Source organism: Microcoleus sp. Pol12B3, assembly GCF_036701355.1.
Lineage (GTDB): Bacteria > Cyanobacteriota > Cyanobacteriia > Cyanobacteriales > Microcoleaceae > Microcoleus.
This window is the reverse complement of sequence record NZ_JAUBQS010000011.1, coordinates 31,338-52,459: the sequence shown is the minus strand read 5'-3', so window position 1 is coordinate 52,459 and position 21,122 is coordinate 31,338. Positions and strand designations below refer to the sequence as shown.

Sequence of the window (21,122 nt, the reverse complement as noted above, 5' to 3'; positions counted from 1 at the left end):
CGAATTACCTAATTAAGAGCAGCCAATCGAAAATTTAAAAGCGTACTCATAGTGAGCCGGTCGCGCCCCTGCCTTTTCGACTCATAAAGAGCCTCATCAGCCGCCAGTAGCAGCGTTACCGCATCATTTTCCTCGCTCGGAACAACGCTGGCAATTCCTAAACTAATCGTTACCACACAATTAGGCAGGCCGTCAAGACTCTTCGGGTTAAAAACAATTTTCAAATCTTTCACTTGCGCTCTAATTTGTTCGGCAACAACCACAGCCGCCGACGCATCAGTTTCAGGTAAAATCACAGCAAACTCCTCGCCCCCGTAGCGAGCAGCTACATCAGCAGGACGCTGGAGCGATCGGCGAATTGTCTGAGCTACCGATCGCAAACAATCATCTCCAGCTTGATGTCCGTAGGTATCATTATATATTTTGAAATAATCGAGATCGCACAAAATTAAAGATATCGGATACCCATCGCGAGCCATGTGTTTCCATTCCGTTCGCAAGCAACTATCAAAATATCGTCTGTTACCAATTTGAGTAAGTTCGTCCACATTCACCAAAGCTTGCAGCCTTTGATTTTCTCGCAGCAACTCCTCAAAACCAACCATCGACAACTTGTCCTCGCACAAATTTTGTCCTTGAAAATACAAGCGATATAATTCGCAAGACAAACTACAGTTATTTCCCTCTAATTTGACCAGTCCCATGCTGTCTAACTGATAAGCCATCCAAGGTTCGAGGTGAATGCTATTTTTAGCATCGACAACTTGTTGGAAGGCGGAGGCGAGTTCGGGCTGCTGTTGAATGGCGAGCGACTGATTTTGCAAGTAGTCGCTATAAATTCCGCTGTGAGTAGGAGCTGCTGTTAACAGTTCTGCCAATTCGGCTCGCCCTAGTTCCTCGCCCGGTTCCTCCCGCTCGACGGACAGGCGACTTTGCAGCAAACTAGCCAGGTGATACAGCGCTAAATGCACTAAATAAGGATGCCCGCCTACCATGTTCATTAATTGCTCTATCGGATTGCGATCGCTCCAGTTTAGTCCGTATCTGCACGCCAAATCTTGAACTTGTTCAACAGTAAATTCTGAGAGTTTAATCGGCATTCCTACATTAAATGGAGATTGATTAACATTCAAATCAATATAAATTGCTGTCGAATGAATAACCACAGTTCGGAGTTTTTGCCAAGTTGGGCTAGCGCGAGCTTGTTCGTACCAAAAACGGATCACCGACAGAAAATCTTGAGCAATATTGGTGCGTTCAAATACTCGATTTATTTCGTTGATAACCAAAACAATAGGACTGTCAATTTCTGCGAGCAAATAGTTTTCAAAGTAAATAGTGCAGCTTACCTTGCTGCCCATATCTTCATCCCAGAATTTATCGATATTTGGTTCGAGTTTGAGTTGCCGAGCGACATTGACACAAAGCCAGCGCAAAAATTTATCTAAACTAGCAAAAACCGCTGCGTCGGCTTGCTGAAAGTCTACATTTACTGTGCGGTATCCACGATCGACTGCCGCGTCAATTATCCGCAGCATCAGCGAACTTTTGCCCATTTTTTTGGGAGCTTTAATGCGAACGAGGCCTCCGGGTTTGCTAAGTTCTGCACAGGCCAAGGCTTCGGCCCCTGAGCGCTCAATATAAAATGGAGAGTCAAGCGGTATGGGCCCGCCGGGAAAATCTAGCTCGGCAACTGTTTGGATCGAGTTTGGTGATTTTTGGAGTCCTGCCATAGTCGTTGCACAAGGCGATACCCTGACTTTATCTTACCTTTGTCAGGTTAGGAGATAGACGAACGGTGTCCAAGATCGATCGACAATCCTAAAAAATCTAAGTTTTTAGGGACTTCCCGGAACTGACTTTGCTATAGTAGTGTCACTTTACCCAGTCTCAAACCCTGCTTCAACACGGCTCTGCAGATCGACAAAAATTCGACGGTAGCCCAGACGCGATCATTCTGAGCCTTTACCTGACAAATAACTCGTTGGTCGTCGATGTCGCGCAGGAAGAGCCCCTATCTAAGGAGAAATAATCATTGTCACGCCGCTACCTGTTTACCTCTGAATCGGTCACTGAAGGCCATCCCGATAAAATCTGCGATCAAATTTCAGATACGATTTTAGATGCCTTACTGACTGAAGACCCCAAAAGCCGCGTCGCAGCAGAAGTTGTCGTCAACACCGGTTTAATGCTGCTGACGGGCGAAATTACCACTAAAGCTCAGGTAAATTACATAGAATTAGCCCGGAAAAAAATAGCCGATATTGGCTATATCCACGCTGACAACGGCTTTTCGGCCAATAGTTGCTCAGTGTTGGTGGCTCTTGATTCTCAGTCTCCCGATATTGCTCAAGGGGTGAACACAGCCCACGAAAGCCGGGAACAATCGAGTGAAGAGGAATTGGACGCCATCGGCGCTGGCGACCAAGGTTTGATGTTCGGCTTTGCTTGCAACGAAACGCCGGAATTGATGCCTCTGCCGATCAGTTTAGCGCACCGGATTTGCCGTCAACTGGCCGCAGTCCGCAAAACCGGTCAGTTATCTTACCTGCGTCCCGACGGCAAAAGCCAAGTTACAGTCATCTATGAGGACGGCAAACCTGTTGGCATAGATACGATTTTAATTTCTACGCAGCACACAGAAACGATCGGCGACATCACAGACACAGCCGCAGTTCAAGCCAAAATCAAAGAAGACCTTTGGACTGCTATCGTCCAACCCGTGTTTGCCGATATTAGCGTGAAGCCGGATGCAGAAACTCGCTTCCTTGTCAACCCCACCGGCAAATTTGTGGTCGGCGGGCCTCAAGGAGATTCGGGTTTGACGGGCCGCAAAATTATTGTGGATACCTACGGCGGCTATTCCCGTCACGGCGGCGGCGCTTTTTCTGGGAAAGACCCCACCAAGGTAGACCGCAGCGCGGCTTATGCTTGTCGCTACGTTGCTAAAAATATCGTAGCGGCTGGTTTGGCCCAAAAGTGCGAAGTGCAGTTGAGTTATGCGATCGGCGTTGCGCGGCCGGTTAGCATGATGATCGAAACTTTTGGCACTGGGAAAGTTGATGACGATCGCCTTTTAGAAGTTGTGAAGCAGCATTTTGAACTGCGTCCTGCAGGAATCATTCAAGCATTTAACTTGCAGAATTTGCCTGCTGAAAGAGGCGGCCGTTTCTATCAAGATGTGGCGGCTTACGGTCACTTCGGACGCACTGATTTAGAGTTGCCTTGGGAGGAAACTGATAAGGCAGAACTTTTGAAAGAAGCTTTGAGCCAGAAGTTGTCGGGAGTAGCTGGATAGTACAATTTTGGGGTGCGCGCCGCGCACCTTATCCCCATAAATAATATCGGGTGCTACCAATGAATGTAGGGTGCGTACTCCGCACCTTATCCATAAATAATATAGGCGGTTCTTCGGCGCATCTTATCTATAAATAATACCGGGTGCTACCAATCAATAACGTAGCGGGTGGAGTGCCTACCTTACAACAAAAAAGATTAAATAAATAAATGGGATTTTTCACACCTTTCCAATCAGCAATTCGCAGTTTTACCTCTTCCCTCCAACAGCGGTTGGCCACGACTGGATTTTCTGCACCAAATCCAGCAACGCTGCCCAGTTCGTTTGCGACTAACAATCCTGGTGGAATTCGCGGCGTTTGGATAACCACCACTGACTCCAAAGTTCTCACATCAAAAGAGCGGATTGCTGAGGCAATGGACTTTCTCGCCGATACGGGATTTAATACCGTTTTTCCTATAATTTGGAGCCAGGGTTATACGGCTTATCCTTCTAAAATTATGCGGGAAAAATTTGGGGTGGAAATTGACTCGCGCTATCAAGGTCGCGACCCCTTAGCAGAAATATGTGTTGAGGCCAAGAGAGTTGGTTTAAAAGTAATTCCTTGTTTTGAATACGGATTTGTGAGTTCTTACAATCGCAAGGGCGGTCATTTGCTGGCGAAAAAACCTGAGTGGACCGCCCGTGATGCCAGCGGCAATTTACTGAAGAAAAATAACTTTGACTGGATGAATTCTCTTGACCCGGAAGTGCAAGACTTTGTGCTGGGGTTGATGCTGGAAGTTGCTAAGAATTATCCGGTAAACGGGGTTCAAGGAGACGATCGCATTGCGTTTCCGGTAGAAGGCGGTTACGACGAAAAAACGGTTAAACGCTATCTAGAAGAGTGCGGTAAAGCAGCGCCGTCGGATTGTAAAGAACAACATTGGCTGCAGTGGCGTGCTAATATTATTACTGAGTTTGTAGCTCGTTTACACCGAGAAGTGAAAGCTATTAATCCCGATTTGTTGCTATCGATGTCGCCGAGTCCTTATGACTGGGGATTGGTGGAATATTTGCAAGATTCTAAAGCTTGGGTTGACAAAAACTTTGTCGATGTGTTTCACCCGCAGTTTTATCGCCGCGATTTTAATGCTTACAAACAATTGGTCGATAAAATGATTGGGGGACAGCTTAGTGGCCAGCAAGTAAAGTGCGTGTCGCCCGGTATTTTGTTGACGAATCGAGGCAGCAAATATAGCATAACTCCCGAACTGTTGTTGCAAGTAATTGCTTACAACCGCTCTTGCGGGATTCAAGGAGAAGTGATGTTTTTTTACGAAGGTTTGCGAGATAACGATAATGCTTTGGCTAAGGTTTTGAAAAAAGGGCCCTATGCTCGTTGAGAGATTGTCCCGCAATCAAGCTGTTTCCGGTTAGCAGCAGTCAACCGCGCCGATCGCTATTTCAAACCAAGTGGGTATAGAATAAGATCTTGCACCATTCTCAATAAGCTTTGATTAACAGGCAAGATGCCTGTTCCACAAAGGCTGAATTTTATTGTGGAACAGGCATCTTGCCTCTTCCTGACAATGGTGCAAGATGTGAGTATAAAATGATATAGCAGAGTTAGGCAAGTTAAAAGCGCAGCGATGCCAATCAGCAAGCGCAACTAATTGTCAAGCCGATCGCCCAAACAAACCCGATAATTAATAATTGGGGAGTTGCAAAAATAGTGGAATAAGACATATTTTAGAAGTGGGTGCAAGCTTTTTTTTAGAAGTAGCGTTTTGTAGACGCCATATTTTTGAAAGACAGTTTAAAAGAGCAATCTCAACCGCTCGCCAAAATATTAGGATAAATCAGTGACTTCAGCAGCAAGCCTCATCCAACAGCTACCCGAGCTCAGCGATGCTCAATTCCATCATAAATATTTGAAACAAAAACAAGGGATGCGCACCTTGGCGACTATATTGCCGCAAGTAGAACAGCAAAGTCTGGCTTTGCGGGCAGTAAAATTAGCTCTAAAAGTAAATTTAAAACTCGGCTCGAAGCTAGCAGGAACGGTAAAGCCAGAATTTCAAACAGCTACCATAAAATTAATCGACAAAATCCCCACTTCGCCGCTGCTCAAAATTCAACTGCTGGCCCTAACAAGTTCCGATATGGCAATTCCAATGCTGGTGGCCGCATTGAACCACCAAGAAAGTGCAGTGCGCCTTGAGGGGATTCGAGCGATCGGCAAAATCGGCTCCGAAGCAGCAGTAATTGAATTAGCCCGATCGCTCGAATCTCAAGATTCCCAAATGCAAGCTTGGGCCGCTTGGGCTTTAGGAGAAATTAACTCGAAACCAGCCGCCATAGCACTGCTCAAAGCCATCAAACACCCAGAGTCCAAGGTGCGCGCCCGGGCTGTTTGGGCCTTGGGCAAAATTAACCCGAAAACAGCCGTCCCCGCGCTCCTGAAAGCCCTCAATCACCCCGACTCCGAGGTGCGCTGGCGGGCGGCGGTCAACTGCGGGAAAATCGGCGTCTCTGAAGTAGTTCCCGGGCTGCTGAATGCCCTCAGAGACGAAAATCACATCGTCCGCGCTAGGGCCGCGGCGGCTTTGGGGAAAATCGGCGATTGTGAGGCAGTACCCAGCTTAATAGAATTGCTTCACGACGACCCAGACTCCTATGCAGTTTCTTTGAGGGCCGCCGAGGCCTTGGGACAAATCGGCACGGAAACGGCTGTGGCGGGTCTGGTACAAGCCCTCAACCATAACGACTCAGACGTGCGGGGCAGTGCAGTTTCTGCCTTGGGAGAAATCAGCAGCGAGGCAGCTATGGTGGCCGTAATCCGATCGCTCTCGGATCGAGACATTTTCGTGCGCGGCAGGGCGGCGGTTGCCCTTGGGAATATCAATACAGAGGGAGATGCGAAATTGCCAAAAATGGTGGTCGCGGGACTGGCGAGCGCAATTGGCGACAGCGAATCTTATGTGCGGTGGAGAGTTGCTGCTGCTTTGGGGGAAATTGGGACAGAGGAAGCTATAGCAGGTTTGGTGCGGCTGCTGGGGGACGAAAATTCTGGAGTGCGCCAAAAGGCTGTTAAATCCCTCGGTCAAATTGGCTCAACGGCTGCTATTTTGGCTCTGGAAACAGCTTTAAATCGCGAATTTGCTGACGTTCGGGCGCTGGCTGCCCAATACTTGGCGGATGTCAGGACTGAGGCAGAAACACTTGATTTTGATCCCTCAGTCTCGGCAGATTTCTCGAATGAAAAACTGCCGGAAATCCTGATAGCTTCGCAAGTAGAAGCCAGCCAATACATTGTTGAGCGCCCTGCGCGACGCGAGATTAAATACCTGATCTCGATCGGCAGTCCAGGCGTCCCCGAACCCAAAACTTTTGATCGAATCTCAAACCGAATGTGCCTGGAGTTTAACGATCTCGACACCCCCGTTGACGACCCCGATCAAATCTTGCCTACCATTGAGGATGTACTTAAAATTATTGACTTTGCCCTCAAAATGTCACCACAGGGAGGCAGTTTGCTGATCTGCTGCCAAAGTGGGATCAGCCGTTCAACTGCCACAGCTTTGACTGTTTGTGCTGCGCTGTTGGGTCGCGGCAAAGAACGGGAAGCTTGGGCCGCTGTTCTCGCCGCCAGACCCCAAGCCAAGCCGAATCGCTGGATGCTACACTTGGCCGATGAAGCTTTGGGTAGAGACGGTAAGCTAGCACTGGCGATCGAATTGACCACCGCAACTCCAGAACTCGCAATCGCCAACAGTTGACTCGCAGAAACCGGGTTTCTTTTCGCAAGCGCTACAGTTATACTCAACTAACGACACTTCACCTCAGACTTGTCTGTGCGGGGCAACGGTGCCAAAAGTCGATCGCCAGGGTGCAAAAGTTCGATCGGCTCCTGCATTTGTGACATTCTGTGCTACAAAGTTGTCGGACGATCGAAAAAAACCGTCAAGCAATCGTCGCATTGCTGGCAGCAAAACTCCCAAGCTGAGGAATCGGGTGCATTGTCAACAGACAATATCAGCTTTGGGCTACTCACAGGCAAAACAGGTCAGAGAGAATTTTCTGCCTGTAACATTCCACGCAGAGATAATTCACTGCGTGTATAAATTTTTATTTTTTTTTGCCTGTGGCAGACTTTTACGAGTCGAAAAAGTAATTTGGCAACAGTCATCAACAGCCTAATTATCTCTTAGACATCAACCGAATTTAAGTTTCTCCTCTGACTCGACAATAGTTTCAGATGCTTTTTCGCAGATGTCTACGGTTAAACAGACAAGCTTTCCATTTGGAGAACTTAAGAGCGTGGTAGATTTTAGCAGAATACAGCGGTTGCATATGTCCAAAATTAACTTGCTAAAAAAAACCGGGAACGAAGCAAGTTTATCAGTTGCCGTTTGGGAATACCAAGGCGAGTTTAATCGAGAGTTAGAACCATTTAACCCGCAGAAAGAACCTGTGGCAACGCGAAAGATAAACAAAAAAATAGCAAGGTAGGTAAACTGATGCCGCTCTTTATTTCTGAACGAGTCGCTTCTCTAGAAACTGCACACAATAAAATATCCAGCAAGGATTTTGTAGAAATACCATCCTTAAAACTCCGCCAAACTTGGCCATATAAAATTGGTGCTTTGTCCATCCATAAAAAAATTGGTCGCGGGTATTTTCTGGCAATAGGAATCGGATTTTTTGGCTCTTTGAGCGGGCTGGTAATTGCTGATTACTACCAAGGACAAGGATTAAAACAATTCAATGACGCTCACCTACAAGCGCAATTACTAGGCAATTTTAAAGATGCAGCGATGGCGGCACAATTGCAGGGATCACAGCTAGCTGCTTTTGTAGATAATTCCGCCAAGCTGAAACTTCAAGAAGAGCAGTTTGTTAAGAGCATTTTACAGGCAAAAGAGCTGCGGTTACGCATAGAAAAGTTTGCCGATAGCCAACCTGCTTGGCTGGCAGCAAAGCCGGAAGTTCTCAAAAGTTTACTACAAGATTGCACGGAAGATTTAGAATCCTATGCCGATACTCTCAAGTCAGCTTTGCAGCAAATCCAGCAATCGCAAAGGTCACGTCGGGAGATAGAGTCGGCCACAAAATTGTTGGCCACAGAAAGCGGAGAAGGTGTAAAACAGCTCAACAGCAGCCTTGAGAGATTGAGACAAATCCTCGATATTGCCCAGCAGCAAGAGGGGCAAGGCGGTGAAGTGATGGAAGACGCTCAAGGAATGGAAAAAGCCATAATTATTATTAGTATGCTGCTGTCGGTCGTGGTAGCCGGAATGGTGGCTGACCGTACCAGTCGGGCGATCGCTAAACCAGTCGTGAGCGTCACTCAGATTGCCAAACAAGTGGCCGCCGAGTCGAATTTTGATTTGCGAGCCTCCGTCACCGGACAAGACGAAATAGGCTCATTAGCTGCGTCTCTCAATCACCTAATCGAGCGAGTTTCGGAACATACAAAAGAATTGAAACAAGCTAAGGAAGCCGCCGTCACCGCTAACACTGCTAAAAGCCAGTTTTTAGCAAACATGAGCCACGAATTGCGGACTCCTTTAAATGCGATTATCGGCTACAGTCAACTACTTTCAGAAGATGCCCAAGATGCGGGATTTGATGAGTTTGTACCCGACTTGCAGAAGATTCAGAAGGCGGGCACGCACCTGCTATCTTTGATTAACGATATCCTCGATTTGTCAAAAATTGAAGCAGGGGGGATGAAACTCGAAATCCAAGAGTTTGACATCGAATCCCTTGTTGACAATGTTGCGTGTGCCGCGAAACCGTTGGTAGAAAAAAATGGCAATGTTTTAGAGATTGAGTGCGATCGAACTGCGGGTATCATGCACGCAGATTTCAAAAAAGTGCGGCAGGTTTTGATGCACCTGCTGAGTAATGCTGCTAAGTTCACCAAAAACGGCAGAGTTAAACTAACTGTCAGGCGCATTGAAGGAAGCGGCAAGTTGAATGCAGCAGGGCGATCGGCGATTGACGATCCAATACCTGCCGATGAAACTAATTCTGCGGCGATCGCTTGTCCTCTGCTGAATGTTGAAGAGTCGGATTGGATTTGCTTATCGGTTAAGGATACCGGAATTGGAATGTCGCAAGAACAACAGCACAAATTGTTTGAAGCTTTTGTGCAAGCTGACTGTTCATCAACGCGACCGTACGACGGCGCCGGCTTGGGGCTGACACTTAGCCGCTACTACTGTCAGATGATGGGCGGGGAAATTTTGGTAGAAAGCGAAAAGGGAAAAGGATCTATTTTCACTGTGCGGATACCAGCGGGAAATGGGTGATGTGATGTTTGGGCGAGAGATTTAGGGGGTAGGCAGAGGGGCGAAAATTTATGTTTCAAACCTCTGGCTTGATGTCAAAATGCTTTAGCCTGGTGAGTGGGGGCGATCGCACAGAAAGATTAGGTTTCGCGATCGGGTTTGCGAGAAAGTTCGGGGCGATCAATTTTGGGGATTCGCCAGATTTTTGAGACTGTGAGCGGTCAACGCGATCCATATTTTTGAGGAGGCGCGAACTGTTAATGCAGTAATGATAAGAGCTATGGACTACAATCAAAGATTAGAAAGCAACAAAAAAACATCGCCATGAGCGTAGTTGCAGCTAAATGGACGATCGCCCAATACCACCAAATGATATCTGCAGGTATCTTGGAAAATCGGCGCGTAGAATTACTAAAAGGAGAAATTGTAGAAATATCGCCGGAAGGGAAACCCCACGCCTATTTTAGCAGCGAAGCAGGAACGTATCTGATTCGGCTGTTGGGCGATCGCGCTACAATCCGCTCGGCACAACCGATTACTCTTCCTAACAACTCAGAACCAGAACCAGATCTCGCGATCGTACAGCCCTTGGGTCGCACATACCTCGAACATCACTCCTATCCAGAAAACATTTTTTGGGTGATTGAATACTCTGATTCCACACTCGTCAAAGATGTAGAGACGAAAACCAAAATCTACGCTGAAGTTGGCATCCCCGAATACTGGCAGTTAGCCTCAAAAAGAGACAGTTGTTCGTATTTCGAGACCCTCAAGACGGGGATTACGCCTCTAAATTCACGCTAACAGGCGGAACAATTAACCCGATCGCATTTCTAGATGTATCTGTATCCGTAAATGCGATCGTCAGCAGTTAGGAGTAGCAAGTGTTCACAAAATTCAACCTAATTGCCTGACAGGCTCTGATTGGGCCTGAATTTCCCAGGAAACACGACTTTTCGTAGTTCTTCTGCTCCTAAAACGATCGGTGGACACACCAGCAATAGCAGCCATTGCCAGGGCGTTAAAGGTGCTGTCGAAAAGATGCGACTCAGAAATTCGTTATTGATTACGATCGCCACTAAAATCCATTCAATGGCAATTCCGAGCCAGATTTGTGGATTAGAAAAGAATCCAAGCCGCAAAATTGATCCGCGTTCCGATCGGCAGGCAAAGACATTGCCCGTTTGACAAGCCACAACCGATGCCAGAGTCATAGTGATGGCTTGAGTATAGATGGCGATCGTAGCGGCATCTGCTGAACGAGACAGAATGCTTGGCGTTGCTGCTTGTAATTCTGCCAAGTCATAACCGTAACTCCACCACACCACAAAAAATGCTGCCATCGCTAGGGCAGCTTCCAGCAATCCCAAGAAGCCATAGGCGCGCAACAGCAGAGACCGATCGAGAAGCGGTTGCGATTTTTTCCGGGGGGGCTGCTGCATGGTTCCGGCTTCTGCCTTTTCTGCACCCAATGCCAATGCAGGCACTATATCAGTTCCTAAATCAATAGCAAGAATCTGCATGATCACCAGTGCAGGAGGAATTTTCAACGCCACCATGAACAGAAATGGTACTAATTCCGGCAGGTTTGATGCCAGGATGTAGGTCATAAATTTGCGGATGTTTTGATGCACGGCTCGCCCCTCCTCAATCGCGACAACGATCGTCGCAAAGTTGTCATCGGTAAGGACAATATCGGCGGCTTCTCGTGCCACATCCGTGCCATTCATCCCCATCGCGATGCCAATATGGGCAGCCCTTAATGCTGGTGCATCATTGACTCCATCCCCCGTCACCGCAACTACATCCCCGATCGTTTTATAGGCTTCCACCAGTCGCAGCTTATGCTCAGGAGACATCCGAGCAAACACTAGCCCCGATCGATATTTCAGCATTTGTTGCAATTGAGCATCCGACAGATGCCCCATGCCTTCACCCGTTACCACCCGTACAGAATCGGTAACTAATCCAATTTTGCGGGCGATCGCCTCAGCAGTCAGTCCATAGTCACCCGTCACCATCGTCACCTTAATTCCTGCCTGATGGCACTGAGCAAGAGCCTCTCTTACCTCTGGACGGGGCGGGTCAAACATCGCCACCAGACCAATAAAAATCAAGTTTTGCTCTAAGTCTTGCGATCGCAAATCCAACATTTCACTTCCCCCACGGCGCGCCGCCACCCCCAAAACCCGAAAGCCCTGCTGGGCTAACTCATCGTTAGCCGCAACTATTTCATTCGACTCGGATTGAGTGAGTTCGGAGAGAGTTCCATTCCGCAAGATAGATGTGCAGTGTCGCAACACTTCCAGCGGTGCCCCCTTGGTAAAAGCCAGGTTCGGCAAATCGCTGTTCCATAGCGCGGACGATCGCCAGTCCAGCACCACCGTCATCATCCGGCGACGAGAATCAAAAGGCACCTCCCGCAAGCGGGGAAGCTGTTTTTGCAAAGTTTCCAGATTCAATCCGGCTTTGGCAGCAGCCACCAGCAGAGCCGCTTCTGTTGGATCGCCAATTTCTTGCCAACGGCTAGGCGCTGTCAGGTGAATCAGCCGTGCATTCGAGCAAAGTGCCGCCCCCGTAAGCAACAAATTGACTTTCCAGGATGCTTCAAAATTCGCGGGAATCTGAACCTCACCAGCCGTAGGATCGTATCCAGCGCCCGTCACTTCAATCAGAGTCGGCGTCATCGGTGGATGAGATTTCTGCTTGCCGTTAAGAGGTGGTAAGACAGCCGACTCTTGGCTGGCAGGATTTGGGCTGTTCTCCGAAGATTCCCAGGGAAGCCAGAGATAATGCACCGTCATTTCGTTTTTAGTCAACGTTCCGGTTTTGTCGGTGCAGATCACCGTTGTAGCGCTCAGGGTTTCCACAGCCGAAAGACGACGCACCAAAGCATTACGGCGCACCATTCGCCGCACCCCGATCGCCAATGACAAAGTAACCGTCGGCAGTAACCCCTCTGGCACTAGCGCCACAATGATCCCGATCCCAAAAATAAAGCTCTCTTTGAGCTCCATCCCCACCAGCAGGTATGTCAGCAGAAATACCAGAACTCCCATACCAAGGGCGATCGCAGTGATGATCCGCACAATATCAGCCACCTGCACTTCCAACGTGCTGGGTTCCCGTTTCACAACGGCGGTGAGATGGGCGACGTGACCAAACTCGGTTTGTGCTCCCGTGGCATACACCACAGCAACGCCCCTTCCTGACGAAACCGTCGAGCCTGCCAGCACCAAATTTGGGATTTCCGCCAGATTGACCTTTTCTTGTAAGGGATGTTCGCCCGCTGGTATGGTTTTGCCAGCCCGGATTGATGCAGCTTCGCGCACCCGCACCGGATGAGCGTTACGGGCAACAGGAAGCGATTCGCCAGTCATTACAGAAATATCCAAATACAGGCTTTCGGCAGTAACTAACCGAGCATCCGCAGAGATGCGATCGCCCTCTTCCAATTGCATCACATCTCCACGCACCAGTTCCCGTGCCGGAATCTGCTTTAGTTCCCCATTCCGATACACTTTCACCTGCATCGGTAACACGTTCTTTAAGGCCGCTAATGCTTGCTCTGCTTGAAACTCTTGCCAAAAACTGAATACAGCATTAATCCCGATCACCGCCCAGATTGCCCAACCTAATTGAGGGGTTCCCGAAATGAATGCCAAAATCCCTGCCACCCATAGCAGCAGGGCCATAAAGTGCCTTAACTGATCGGTAAATCTCAGCCACAGAGGGCGATGTGCGGGTTCTGGCAACTCATTCGTGCCAAATTTTACGAGTCGATCGAAAGCTTCCTCATCAGACAACCCGTTCTCGCTGATTTCAAAGGATTGATATACATCTTCTGGTGATAGGGTCCAAATTGGTTGATGCGGTATCGCCATACATCCCCACCTTAGAAATAGGTAATGCAATCATTTTTGGCATATTTTCCAACGAATTTGCGTAAATTTAATTTTTCTTACAAAATCCAGGGGATAGAGCTGCCACTGTGCAGATATTTTCTCGGCTTTTAATACTGATAATATTGCATACTGTAGCAGGGTAAGAACACATCAATTAGGTTTTACATAAGGAATACAAGGAATCTAATGTAGAGTTTTTAAAACAAGAACTGAGAACTTGAGTCATATAAACGTTGTCCATAGATGTCCGTTTCATTTTTTGTATAATACTACGTTTATGAGTCTGTTTGCGATTGATAGCATTGAGTACAATACGTTGTAGAATAGCAAAATTGCGCGGAATCGGGAAAGAGCGAATCCGGCAAGCATCTGAGGCAAAAGTACAATTAAAAGTCCAATGAGCTTCGTTTTCAATACCCCTCGCCCCGCCAATTATAGCTAAGATTGCAATTACTAAGATGTCGGTGAGTTGATGTCTCTTGGTTCGCTCTAATCTTGGGTTTTTGAGTCCTCTAAAGTGCTTGACTAAATTTTCTTGAATAACTCCAATTTCTACCACAGCTTTGGGATTTTTCACAGTGCCATTTTTTTATCAACAGATTTAATTTTAAAGCCCTGAGACATAATGCTGTTTCCTGGAGAGGTTTTAAAAAATAGGTCTCTCTGCACAATACTAGGTTTTTGTCTGGCAAGTACAATTGTTACCAAATTTGATGAGCTGACCCTGCATCCAGTAGCTTCAACAAATCTTAACTTCTCACCCTATACTCTATACCTTGATATAGGGTATAGTATTAGTTTAATAGGTTGCAATGGAGATAATACCAATGTTCCAATTGGGCGAAGTCTTTCGTCGTTTAGGACTGAATCCACAAACTCTATTCTATATTTTTATGGGCGTATTGGATTGAGCCCATCTCCCCAGTGGACTGAAGCGGGCGATCGCCTCTTTAGCCGGCAGGATATGGAACTACTTGCCTTTATTTCTAGTGCCAAGTCTTTAGGGCGAAGTCTTGAGGAAATTAAGGAAATTATAGCGTTGGAAGATGGGCAATTACTCGCCTGTAAAGCCGTCGATGACAGACTAAACAAGAAAGTTCAGGCAATTGAGGACAACATTCGACAATTGCGATCGCTGCATGATGAGCTAGTGCCTTTGGTCGATCAAGGTCAAACCAAATTAGAGCAGCCCGACCCAACTTATCAAAGCCTCGTTCTTGAAAAATAACCAGAAGCAGCGCGCGCTAAAAGAGCATCTTGACTGTAAAATTTAGCTCTACCTGAGCCTATAACTGAACAGAATTACATAAGTAAAATAAAAAAGGAGCCATGCTATGAAGGCGATGGAGATGGAAATATTAGGAGCGGGTTGTAAAAAATGTCAGCAGTTGGAAGCTAATGCCAAGGAGGCGATCGCCGCTTTGAATTTAGAAGCTGAAATCCTGCACATCACCGACCCGATCGAAATTGCTAAACGCGGTGTTATGTCTACTCCAGCATTGACCATCAACGCGAAAGTCGTCAGCAAAGGAAAAGTGATCACGAGCGCAGAAATTCAGAGACTATTACAACTCTAATAATTGGAGAAAAACCATGTTCGATCCGTTTTATCCGTTCGACTGGTTAGCTACTCAGATTGTGACTCGCCTCTTGGGTTTATCGATAAAATCTCACCTCGGAGCCAGTTTACATTTTTTCCTTTACGATGTACCTAAAGTTTTAACATTGCTGATTGTAATCAGTTTTATTTTTGGTACATTTCAAAGCTTTTTAGAACCAGAGAAAGTCCGGCATTGGTTAGAAGGCAAGCGCACCTTCGGGGGGAATATCCTGGCGGCTATTGTGGGCATTATTACACCGTTTTGCTCCTGTTCGGCGGTTCCTCTTTTTATGGGATTTTTGGAAGCAGGTGTTCCTTTAGGAGTCACATTTTCCTATCTGATCTCAGCACCAATGGTCAATGAGGTGGCGGTGGTGTTAATCTGGGGATTATTTGGGTTGAAGGTTACGCTTCTTTATATCGGCTTCGGCGTTGGATTGGCGATCGTGGCTGGATATACGATCGGATTACTAAAATTAGAAAAATGGGTGGAACCCTTTGTTTGGGAACTCCAAAAATCCCGATCACTAGAGGCTCAAACAGATGAATTTGAATCTAATCAGCTCACTTGGAACCAGCGATTTGAACAGGGATGGTTTCAATCGAGTCAAATTGTGCAATCCGTTTGGCTTTATGTGGTTTTAGGAATTGCGATCGGTGCAGGAATTCATGGTTATGTTCCGACTACTTTAGTCACCCAAATAGCAGGACGTGACAACCCCTTAGCCGTTCCTATTGCTGTTCTTTTAGGTGTGCCACTCTATGCGAATATTGCTGGTGTAATGCCGATTACTGAAGCACTGGTTAACAAAGGAATGCCCCTCGGAACTGTGTTAGCCTTCACAATGGCTGTTACCGCTCTTTCATTACCTGAGATGGTCATTCTGAAAAAAGTTCTTCGCCCTCAACTTTTAGCTGTTTTCATCAGCCTAATGACTCTTGGCATAATCAGTATCGGCTATTTATTCAATGCTCTTCTTGCTTAGCTGCAACCTACTACAGCAATCCTTGCCGGAGTCGTAAATTTTTCACCCCACCCCAACCCTCCCCGAACTCGCGGGGAGGGAGTAAGAAATTCACAAATGATGCGAGGATTGCTATATCTTAGTTGAGTCCCGCATAGCCTTCTGGGTTCATATGCAGGAAATCTCGACTGTATTTCGGGTCAACAATCCCCTGGGAATTCGCCAATACCTGACTGCTATCAAAAACAATTACTCGATCGCATCCTCAATTGCTCTAAACTCTCCCCCACAAAGCCAATCCGCCGCCCCTTCCCCTAGCCGCAATTATCCCATCTTCTACCAAAAAATATGCAAAAAATGCCTGCTTCCCCACACTCAAACTAAAAAATTCCGCCTCCCGCGCTTCTCCACCGCGAATAAATCCTTGATACACAGTTTTCCCCAACAATTTCACCGTAATTCTGGTAAAATCAAAAGCTAAAATATTTTTATTAACCAAAAACTTAGTCGGCCCCGAAAGAGTTAGTCTGATCGCCCCAACTTGCACCGAATTCTCCACACTGCCAATTTCGGTATTCTCTACTCCTTCAGCAACAGGTTCCGCCGAATAAGCAATTTTAATTTTCGCAATCCACTCAGGAATATAACGTCCCGCACCCAAGACAATCCCCGCTTTTTGTCGAGTCTTTTTGGTGCCGGTGATAAAGCAGAGTTGCCAGTTGCCGATTAATTGCTCGAAAGAATAGCGAATTTTATTTTTTTTCGCGTTTTTCTCAGCTTCTATGAGAGCGGCGACTACAGCGTCGGGAGATGGTTTAGAATTAGATTTGGCAGCTTGTTCTAGAATAGATATATTTTCCATTTAATAATATACAGAGTTGTATTTTAAGGGTGGTAGCTGAGTCGAAATCTCCGTAAATCCCCCAAAAAATCGGGGATTAGGGGTTGACTTTTACAGATTCTTCGCCCTGATTAAGGGGGGCTTTGACAGCTTCTTATCCCACCCCCTACTCCCCTTGTGTTTTGGAGGGCTAGGGACGATCGCATCTGTTAAATGCGTAAGTCGTAAAGCTGCAAGACATTGATAATATTAGCTGAAGTAGCGGAGAAAAACATGGTTGCGATCCCCCCCACAGACACAGAAATCATCGTCATCGGCAGCGGCATTGGCGGGTTAAGTTGCGGTGCACTGCTGGCCCGCTATGGCTTTGACGTGATTGTCTGCGAAAGCCATTCGATCGCGGGCGGCGCCGCACACGGTTTTGAACGCGGCGGATTTAGCTTCGACTCCGGGCCCTCCCTGTACTCAGGATTATCCTACAGCCCGTCTGCGAATCCGCTGCGGCAAGTTTTGGATGCGATCGGCGAAAAACTCCCCTGCATCACCTACGATACCTGGGGTTGCTGTTTGCCAGAAGGCGATTTCGACACATCCGTTGGTGCGAGTCAATTTGGCGAAGTGCTCGCACAACTGCGCGGCGCGGCAGCAGTCGCCGAATGGCGGCAACTCCAGCGCATCATGCAGCCCTACGCCAAAGCTGCCATAGCCTTGCCCTCCCTGGCTTTGCGCTTCGATTTGGGCAGTGTTTTTACCCTCGGCCAATTTGCGCCGGCTTTCCTGCAAAGTGCTGGCGACGCGATCGCACTTGCAGGCCCTTTCAGCAAAATTATGGACAAAAATGTCAAAGATCCCTTTGTCAGAAATTGGCTGAACTTGTTGTGTTTCCTGCTGTCTGGACTTCCCGCCGACGGAACGATCGCAGCCGAAGTCGCATTCATGTTCGCCGACTGGTATCGCCCCAATGCAGTTTTGGACTATCCGATCGGCGGTAGTGCAGCGTTGGTAAATGCCCTGGTACGCGGTTTAGAGCGCCACGGAGGGCGGTTGTTGCTAAATTCCCACGTTGCAGAAGTTTTGGTGGAAAACAACCGGGCTGCGGGCGTGCGGCTGCGTTCGGGCAAAATTATTCGATCGCACAAAGCCGTCGTCTCCAACGCTTCCGTTTGGGATACCCTGAAACTCTTGCCTGAAACCTCTGTCCCGCAAAGGTTTCGGCAACAGCGGCAGGCGACGCCCGAGTGCGACAGCTTCATGCACCTGCATCTGGGAATTGATGCTGCCGGAGTGCGATCGGACTTGGCTTGTCACTACATTTTCGTCAAAGACTGGGAAATGGGCGTTTCAGCCCCTCAGAACGTCGTTCTCGTCTCGATTCCCTCCCTCCTCGACCCCCACCTCGCGCCTCCGGGAAAGCACGTCATTCACGCATATACCCCCGGAAACGAGCCTTACGATTTGTGGCAAAAGCTCGATCGCACCAGCGAAGAGTACAATCTGCAAAAACAAGCGCGCGCCGAGGTAATGTGGGAAGCCTTAGAGAGAATTATTCCCGATATTCGATCGCGCTGCGAAGTCACCTTAGTTGGGACACCACTCACCCACGAACGGTTTTTGCGCCGCCATCGCGGTTCCTACGGGCCCGGAATTCGGGCGGGTAGCGGCTTGTTTCCCGGGCCGATAACACCTTTAGCGGGGCTGTTTTGCTGCGGAGATTCGACGTTTCCGGGAATTGGTTTGCCCGCTGTTGCTGCTAGCGGTGCGATCGCAGCGAATACGATCGCACCTTTGTACAAACATTTGCAATTGATTCGGGAAGTTATTAGTTAGTTGTTATTAGATATCTGCCATAATTCTTGTGGAACAGTTACCCTGCCTGTTCAAAACCTGCTTTTTAGGAGATGTCTATTAGTTATTAGTTATTTGTTAACGAAATTATTGAAGAGCTTTCCTAGGGAAGGACGGAAAGCAAGAGTAAACAATAATTTTATATAATTAGTAAAATGTGACCGATATCTGTCAGCATAGAAATAGATAGTTCGATCGCCCTGAGAATACCGTGCAACCCGTAGACTTTACAACTTTAACCGCCACTTGCAGCGAACTGCGAGCCCAATGGCTGCCAGCGCGCTTAGAACAAGTCTACCAGCGCGATCGCTTCACAGTGTCCCTGGCGCTGCGTACCATGAAAGGGCGCGGCTGGATTGACCTTTCCTGGCATCCTGTGGCCGCCCGCATCTGCGTCGGCGACCCCCCGCCCCGCATTCCCGACACCTTCACCTTCAGCGAACAACTGCGGCATCAACTCAGCGGTTTAGCCTTAGTTTCCATCGCCCCCGTTTCATCCTGGGAAAGAGTCATCGACTTGCAATTCGCCAAACGCCCCGGAGAACCAGCCCTCTGGCACTTGTACGCCGAAATTATGGGCAAGTACAGCAACGTCATCCTCACCGCCCGAGACAACCTCGTTGTCACCTGCGCCCACCAAGTCAGCGCCAAACAGTCCACCGTCCGTCCAATCCAAACCGGGCAACCCTACGAAATGCCCCCGTCTTTGACCGATGCAGTGCCGAGTTTGAGCGAATCACAAAACCGCTGGCAATCGCGAATTAGCCTGGTTCCTGGGAAATTAAAGGGCAATCTGTTGAAGAATTACCGAGGGATGAGTAAAGCCTTAGTTTTGTCAATGATTCGATCGGCTTCTTTAGACCCCGAACAATCCACCGACAGCCTCAATCCCGACGACTGGCAGCAACTATTCCAGCGCTGGCTATACTGGCTGCAATGTCTAGAAAACTCGAAATTTCACCCGAGTTTTACCCCCGAAGGCTACACCGTCATCGATTGGCCCGCACCAAATGCAAAAGAGGCAGAAACTGCAAACGAATCTAACTCCTCTGTTCGTTCTTCCTTCTCTTCCGTTCAAGAATTACTTAACAGCTACTACACAGGCGAAATCAATCAAGAAGTATTCGCCCAACTGCGGCATCAGCTTACCCAAAAACTCAACAACGTCTTAGCCAAACTGCGCCTCAAAGCCAACACATTTAAAGAACGCTTGCAGCAATCAGCAGACGCCGACACCCACAAATCCCAAGCCGACTTGCTGATGGCAAATTTGCAGCATTGGGAACCAGGAATGAAATCAATTTCTCTCCCTGACTTTGAAACCGAGAAACCAGTTATCATTTCCCTAAACCCGGAAAAAAACGCCGTTCAAAACGCTCAAGCCCTCTACAAAAAACACCAAAAACTTAAAAGAGCACGCATTGCAGTAGAACCTTTGTTAGCCGCGGTACAGGAAGAAATCGACTATTTAGAACAAGTTGAAGTCGCACTTTCGGTATTGGAAACCTACCGCAACACCCAAGATTTGCAAACCCTCGCCGAAATCCGCGAAGAACTGATCCAGCAAAAATATCTAGACGTACCAGATTATCGCAGTACCGACAAAAATGCTGCGATCGAATTTCATCGCTACCAAACTCCCAGCGGCTTTGAATTATTAATCGGGCGCAACAATCGCCAAAACGACCAACTCACTTTTCGCACCGCCAACGACTACGACTTGTGGTTCCACACCCTAGAGATTCCCGGAAGTCACGCTTTGCTGCGTCTCAAACCCGGTACTGTGGCTGAAGAAACCGATTTGCAATTTGCCGCCGACATGACTGCTTACTACAGCCGCGCCCGCCACAGCGAACAAGTCCCCGTGGTTTATACAGAACCGAAATATGTATACAAGCCGAAAGGCGCGAAACCGGGTATGGTTGTATACAAGCAGGAGCGAATTGTCTGGGGCAGACCGCAGCAAGCTCCGGCTTGATTTATATAAAGTGAGTAAAAGGGTCTATCGGCCCTCGAAACCTCGTTTTTTCGCAAAATAAAAGGTTTGGTAGGCATCAACCTACGTATAGACTGGGTTTTTGAAACAGGTTGTATTATACAAAGTGCAAAAAAGTGCGATCGTCCTAAAAATTAAAAACCGCCTGTAATGTAAAGTTTTATTACATAAAATTAAATTTTGTTGTTATAGTACCACTTAAGAGAGATGATATTTCTTTTAGAACCCTTTGCAAAGAAACGTGCAACTTGGGTTTCCTCACTGTGAGAACAACACTGTGGGAACACAACGGATTTAACTATTTGTGCAGACCAGCTTTTGCTAAAGCTGGTCGTTTTTGTTGAAACCTTAAACCCAAGTTAGGACAATTTTAGATTGGCGATTTTAGATTACA

Annotated in this window: 16 protein-coding genes; 11 read left to right on the top strand and 5 right to left on the bottom strand. The window is 47.6% G+C overall.

Annotation, left to right across the window (positions count from 1 at the left end; all coding sequences use genetic code 11):
• Positions 1-8: 8 nt before the first annotated feature.
• The gene (locus QUA53_RS08055) at positions 9-1,733 is read right to left on the bottom strand and encodes an AAA-like domain-containing protein (protein WP_333096198.1); all 1,725 of its coding nucleotides are present in this window, start codon (positions 1,731-1,733) and stop codon (positions 9-11) included.
• A gap of 302 nt (positions 1,734-2,035) precedes the next feature.
• Between QUA53_RS08055 and metK the strand changes: the two genes are divergently transcribed.
• From metK to QUA53_RS08040, 3 genes are all read left to right on the top strand, one after another.
• Positions 2,036-3,298, top strand: coding sequence for a methionine adenosyltransferase (gene metK / locus QUA53_RS08050; protein ID WP_333096197.1), 1,263 nt, complete (start codon positions 2,036-2,038; stop codon positions 3,296-3,298).
• Between the two features lie 209 nt (positions 3,299-3,507).
• On the top strand, positions 3,508-4,683 hold the full coding sequence (locus tag QUA53_RS08045) for a family 10 glycosylhydrolase (protein ID WP_333096196.1): 1,176 nt from the start codon (positions 3,508-3,510) through the stop codon (positions 4,681-4,683).
• Positions 4,684-5,142: 459 nt separating this feature from the next.
• A complete protein-coding gene (locus QUA53_RS08040; RefSeq protein WP_333096195.1) occupies positions 5,143-7,059 on the top strand; it encodes a HEAT repeat domain-containing protein in 1,917 nt (638 codons plus the stop codon).
• Between the two features lie 63 nt (positions 7,060-7,122).
• On the opposite strand, the gene QUA53_RS08035 is transcribed toward QUA53_RS08040, so the two are convergent.
• On the bottom strand, positions 7,123-7,260 hold the full coding sequence (locus QUA53_RS08035; RefSeq protein WP_333096194.1) for a hypothetical protein: 138 nt from the start codon (positions 7,258-7,260) through the stop codon (positions 7,123-7,125).
• A 540-nt stretch (positions 7,261-7,800) separates the two neighbouring features.
• Here QUA53_RS08035 and QUA53_RS08030 point away from each other — a divergent pair.
• From QUA53_RS08030 to QUA53_RS08020, 3 genes are all read left to right on the top strand, one after another.
• Positions 7,801-9,597, top strand: coding sequence for an ATP-binding protein (locus QUA53_RS08030; RefSeq protein WP_333096193.1), 1,797 nt, complete (start codon positions 7,801-7,803; stop codon positions 9,595-9,597).
• A 50-nt stretch (positions 9,598-9,647) separates the two neighbouring features.
• On the top strand, positions 9,648-9,785 hold the full coding sequence (locus QUA53_RS08025) for a hypothetical protein (RefSeq protein ID WP_333096192.1): 138 nt from the start codon (positions 9,648-9,650) through the stop codon (positions 9,783-9,785).
• 115 nt (positions 9,786-9,900) lie between these two features.
• Positions 9,901-10,380 (top strand): Uma2 family endonuclease, encoded by a 480-nt coding sequence (locus tag QUA53_RS08020; protein ID WP_333096191.1) that lies wholly within the window; start codon positions 9,901-9,903, stop codon positions 10,378-10,380.
• Between the two features lie 98 nt (positions 10,381-10,478).
• Here QUA53_RS08020 and QUA53_RS08015 read toward each other — a convergent pair whose 3' ends face one another.
• Entirely contained in the window at positions 10,479-13,460 is a 2,982-nt protein-coding gene (locus tag QUA53_RS08015) for a cation-transporting P-type ATPase (protein WP_333096190.1), read from the bottom strand.
• Between the two features lie 175 nt (positions 13,461-13,635).
• Entirely contained in the window at positions 13,636-14,058 is a 423-nt protein-coding gene (locus QUA53_RS08010; protein WP_333096189.1) for a transposase family protein, read from the bottom strand.
• Between the two features lie 330 nt (positions 14,059-14,388).
• Between QUA53_RS08010 and QUA53_RS08005 the strand changes: the two genes are divergently transcribed.
• From QUA53_RS08005 to QUA53_RS07995, 3 genes are all read left to right on the top strand, one after another.
• The gene (locus QUA53_RS08005) at positions 14,389-14,709 is read left to right on the top strand and encodes a MerR family DNA-binding protein (RefSeq protein WP_333096188.1); all 321 of its coding nucleotides are present in this window, start codon (positions 14,389-14,391) and stop codon (positions 14,707-14,709) included.
• Between the two features lie 121 nt (positions 14,710-14,830).
• Complete coding sequence (locus tag QUA53_RS08000) at positions 14,831-15,058, top strand: thioredoxin family protein (protein ID WP_333248782.1); 228 nt, start codon at positions 14,831-14,833, stop codon at positions 15,056-15,058.
• 16 nt (positions 15,059-15,074) lie between these two features.
• Positions 15,075-16,067, top strand: coding sequence for a permease (locus QUA53_RS07995; RefSeq protein WP_333096186.1), 993 nt, complete (start codon positions 15,075-15,077; stop codon positions 16,065-16,067).
• Between the two features lie 253 nt (positions 16,068-16,320).
• Here QUA53_RS07995 and QUA53_RS07990 read toward each other — a convergent pair whose 3' ends face one another.
• Positions 16,321-16,908: a hypothetical protein gene (locus tag QUA53_RS07990; RefSeq protein ID WP_333096185.1), complete on the bottom strand. Its 588-nt coding sequence runs from the start codon at positions 16,906-16,908 to the stop codon at positions 16,321-16,323.
• A gap of 252 nt (positions 16,909-17,160) precedes the next feature.
• Here QUA53_RS07990 and QUA53_RS07985 point away from each other — a divergent pair, with 252 nt between their 5' ends.
• On the top strand, positions 17,161-18,714 hold the full coding sequence (locus QUA53_RS07985) for an NAD(P)/FAD-dependent oxidoreductase (protein ID WP_333096184.1): 1,554 nt from the start codon (positions 17,161-17,163) through the stop codon (positions 18,712-18,714).
• Between the two features lie 229 nt (positions 18,715-18,943).
• Positions 18,944-20,710 carry an NFACT RNA binding domain-containing protein gene (locus QUA53_RS07980; protein WP_333096183.1) on the top strand — a complete coding sequence of 589 codons (1,767 nt, stop codon included), beginning with the start codon at positions 18,944-18,946 and terminating at the stop codon, positions 20,708-20,710.
• Positions 20,711-21,122 lie beyond the last annotated feature (412 nt).

What these genes read in the sequence shown, in the direction of transcription:
- QUA53_RS08055 (WP_333096198.1), bottom strand. Translation starts at nt 1,733, where the DNA reads ATGGCAGGACTCCAAAAATCACCAAACTCGATCCAAACAGTTGCCGAG.
- QUA53_RS08045 (WP_333096196.1), top strand. Translation starts at nt 3,508, where the DNA reads ATGGGATTTTTCACACCTTTCCAATCAGCAATTCGCAGTTTTACCTCT.
- QUA53_RS08035 (WP_333096194.1), bottom strand. Translation starts at nt 7,260, where the DNA reads ATGCGACGATTGCTTGACGGTTTTTTTCGATCGTCCGACAACTTTGTA.
- QUA53_RS08030 (WP_333096193.1), top strand. Translation starts at nt 7,801, where the DNA reads ATGCCGCTCTTTATTTCTGAACGAGTCGCTTCTCTAGAAACTGCACAC.
- QUA53_RS08025 (WP_333096192.1), top strand. Translation starts at nt 9,648, where the DNA reads ATGTTTCAAACCTCTGGCTTGATGTCAAAATGCTTTAGCCTGGTGAGT.
- QUA53_RS08020 (WP_333096191.1), top strand. Translation starts at nt 9,901, where the DNA reads ATGAGCGTAGTTGCAGCTAAATGGACGATCGCCCAATACCACCAAATG.
- QUA53_RS08015 (WP_333096190.1), bottom strand. Translation starts at nt 13,460, where the DNA reads ATGGCGATACCGCATCAACCAATTTGGACCCTATCACCAGAAGATGTA.
- QUA53_RS08000 (WP_333248782.1), top strand. Translation starts at nt 14,831, where the DNA reads ATGGAAATATTAGGAGCGGGTTGTAAAAAATGTCAGCAGTTGGAAGCT.
- QUA53_RS07995 (WP_333096186.1), top strand. Translation starts at nt 15,075, where the DNA reads ATGTTCGATCCGTTTTATCCGTTCGACTGGTTAGCTACTCAGATTGTG.
- QUA53_RS07990 (WP_333096185.1), bottom strand. Translation starts at nt 16,908, where the DNA reads ATGGAAAATATATCTATTCTAGAACAAGCTGCCAAATCTAATTCTAAA.
- QUA53_RS07985 (WP_333096184.1), top strand. Translation starts at nt 17,161, where the DNA reads ATGGTTGCGATCCCCCCCACAGACACAGAAATCATCGTCATCGGCAGC.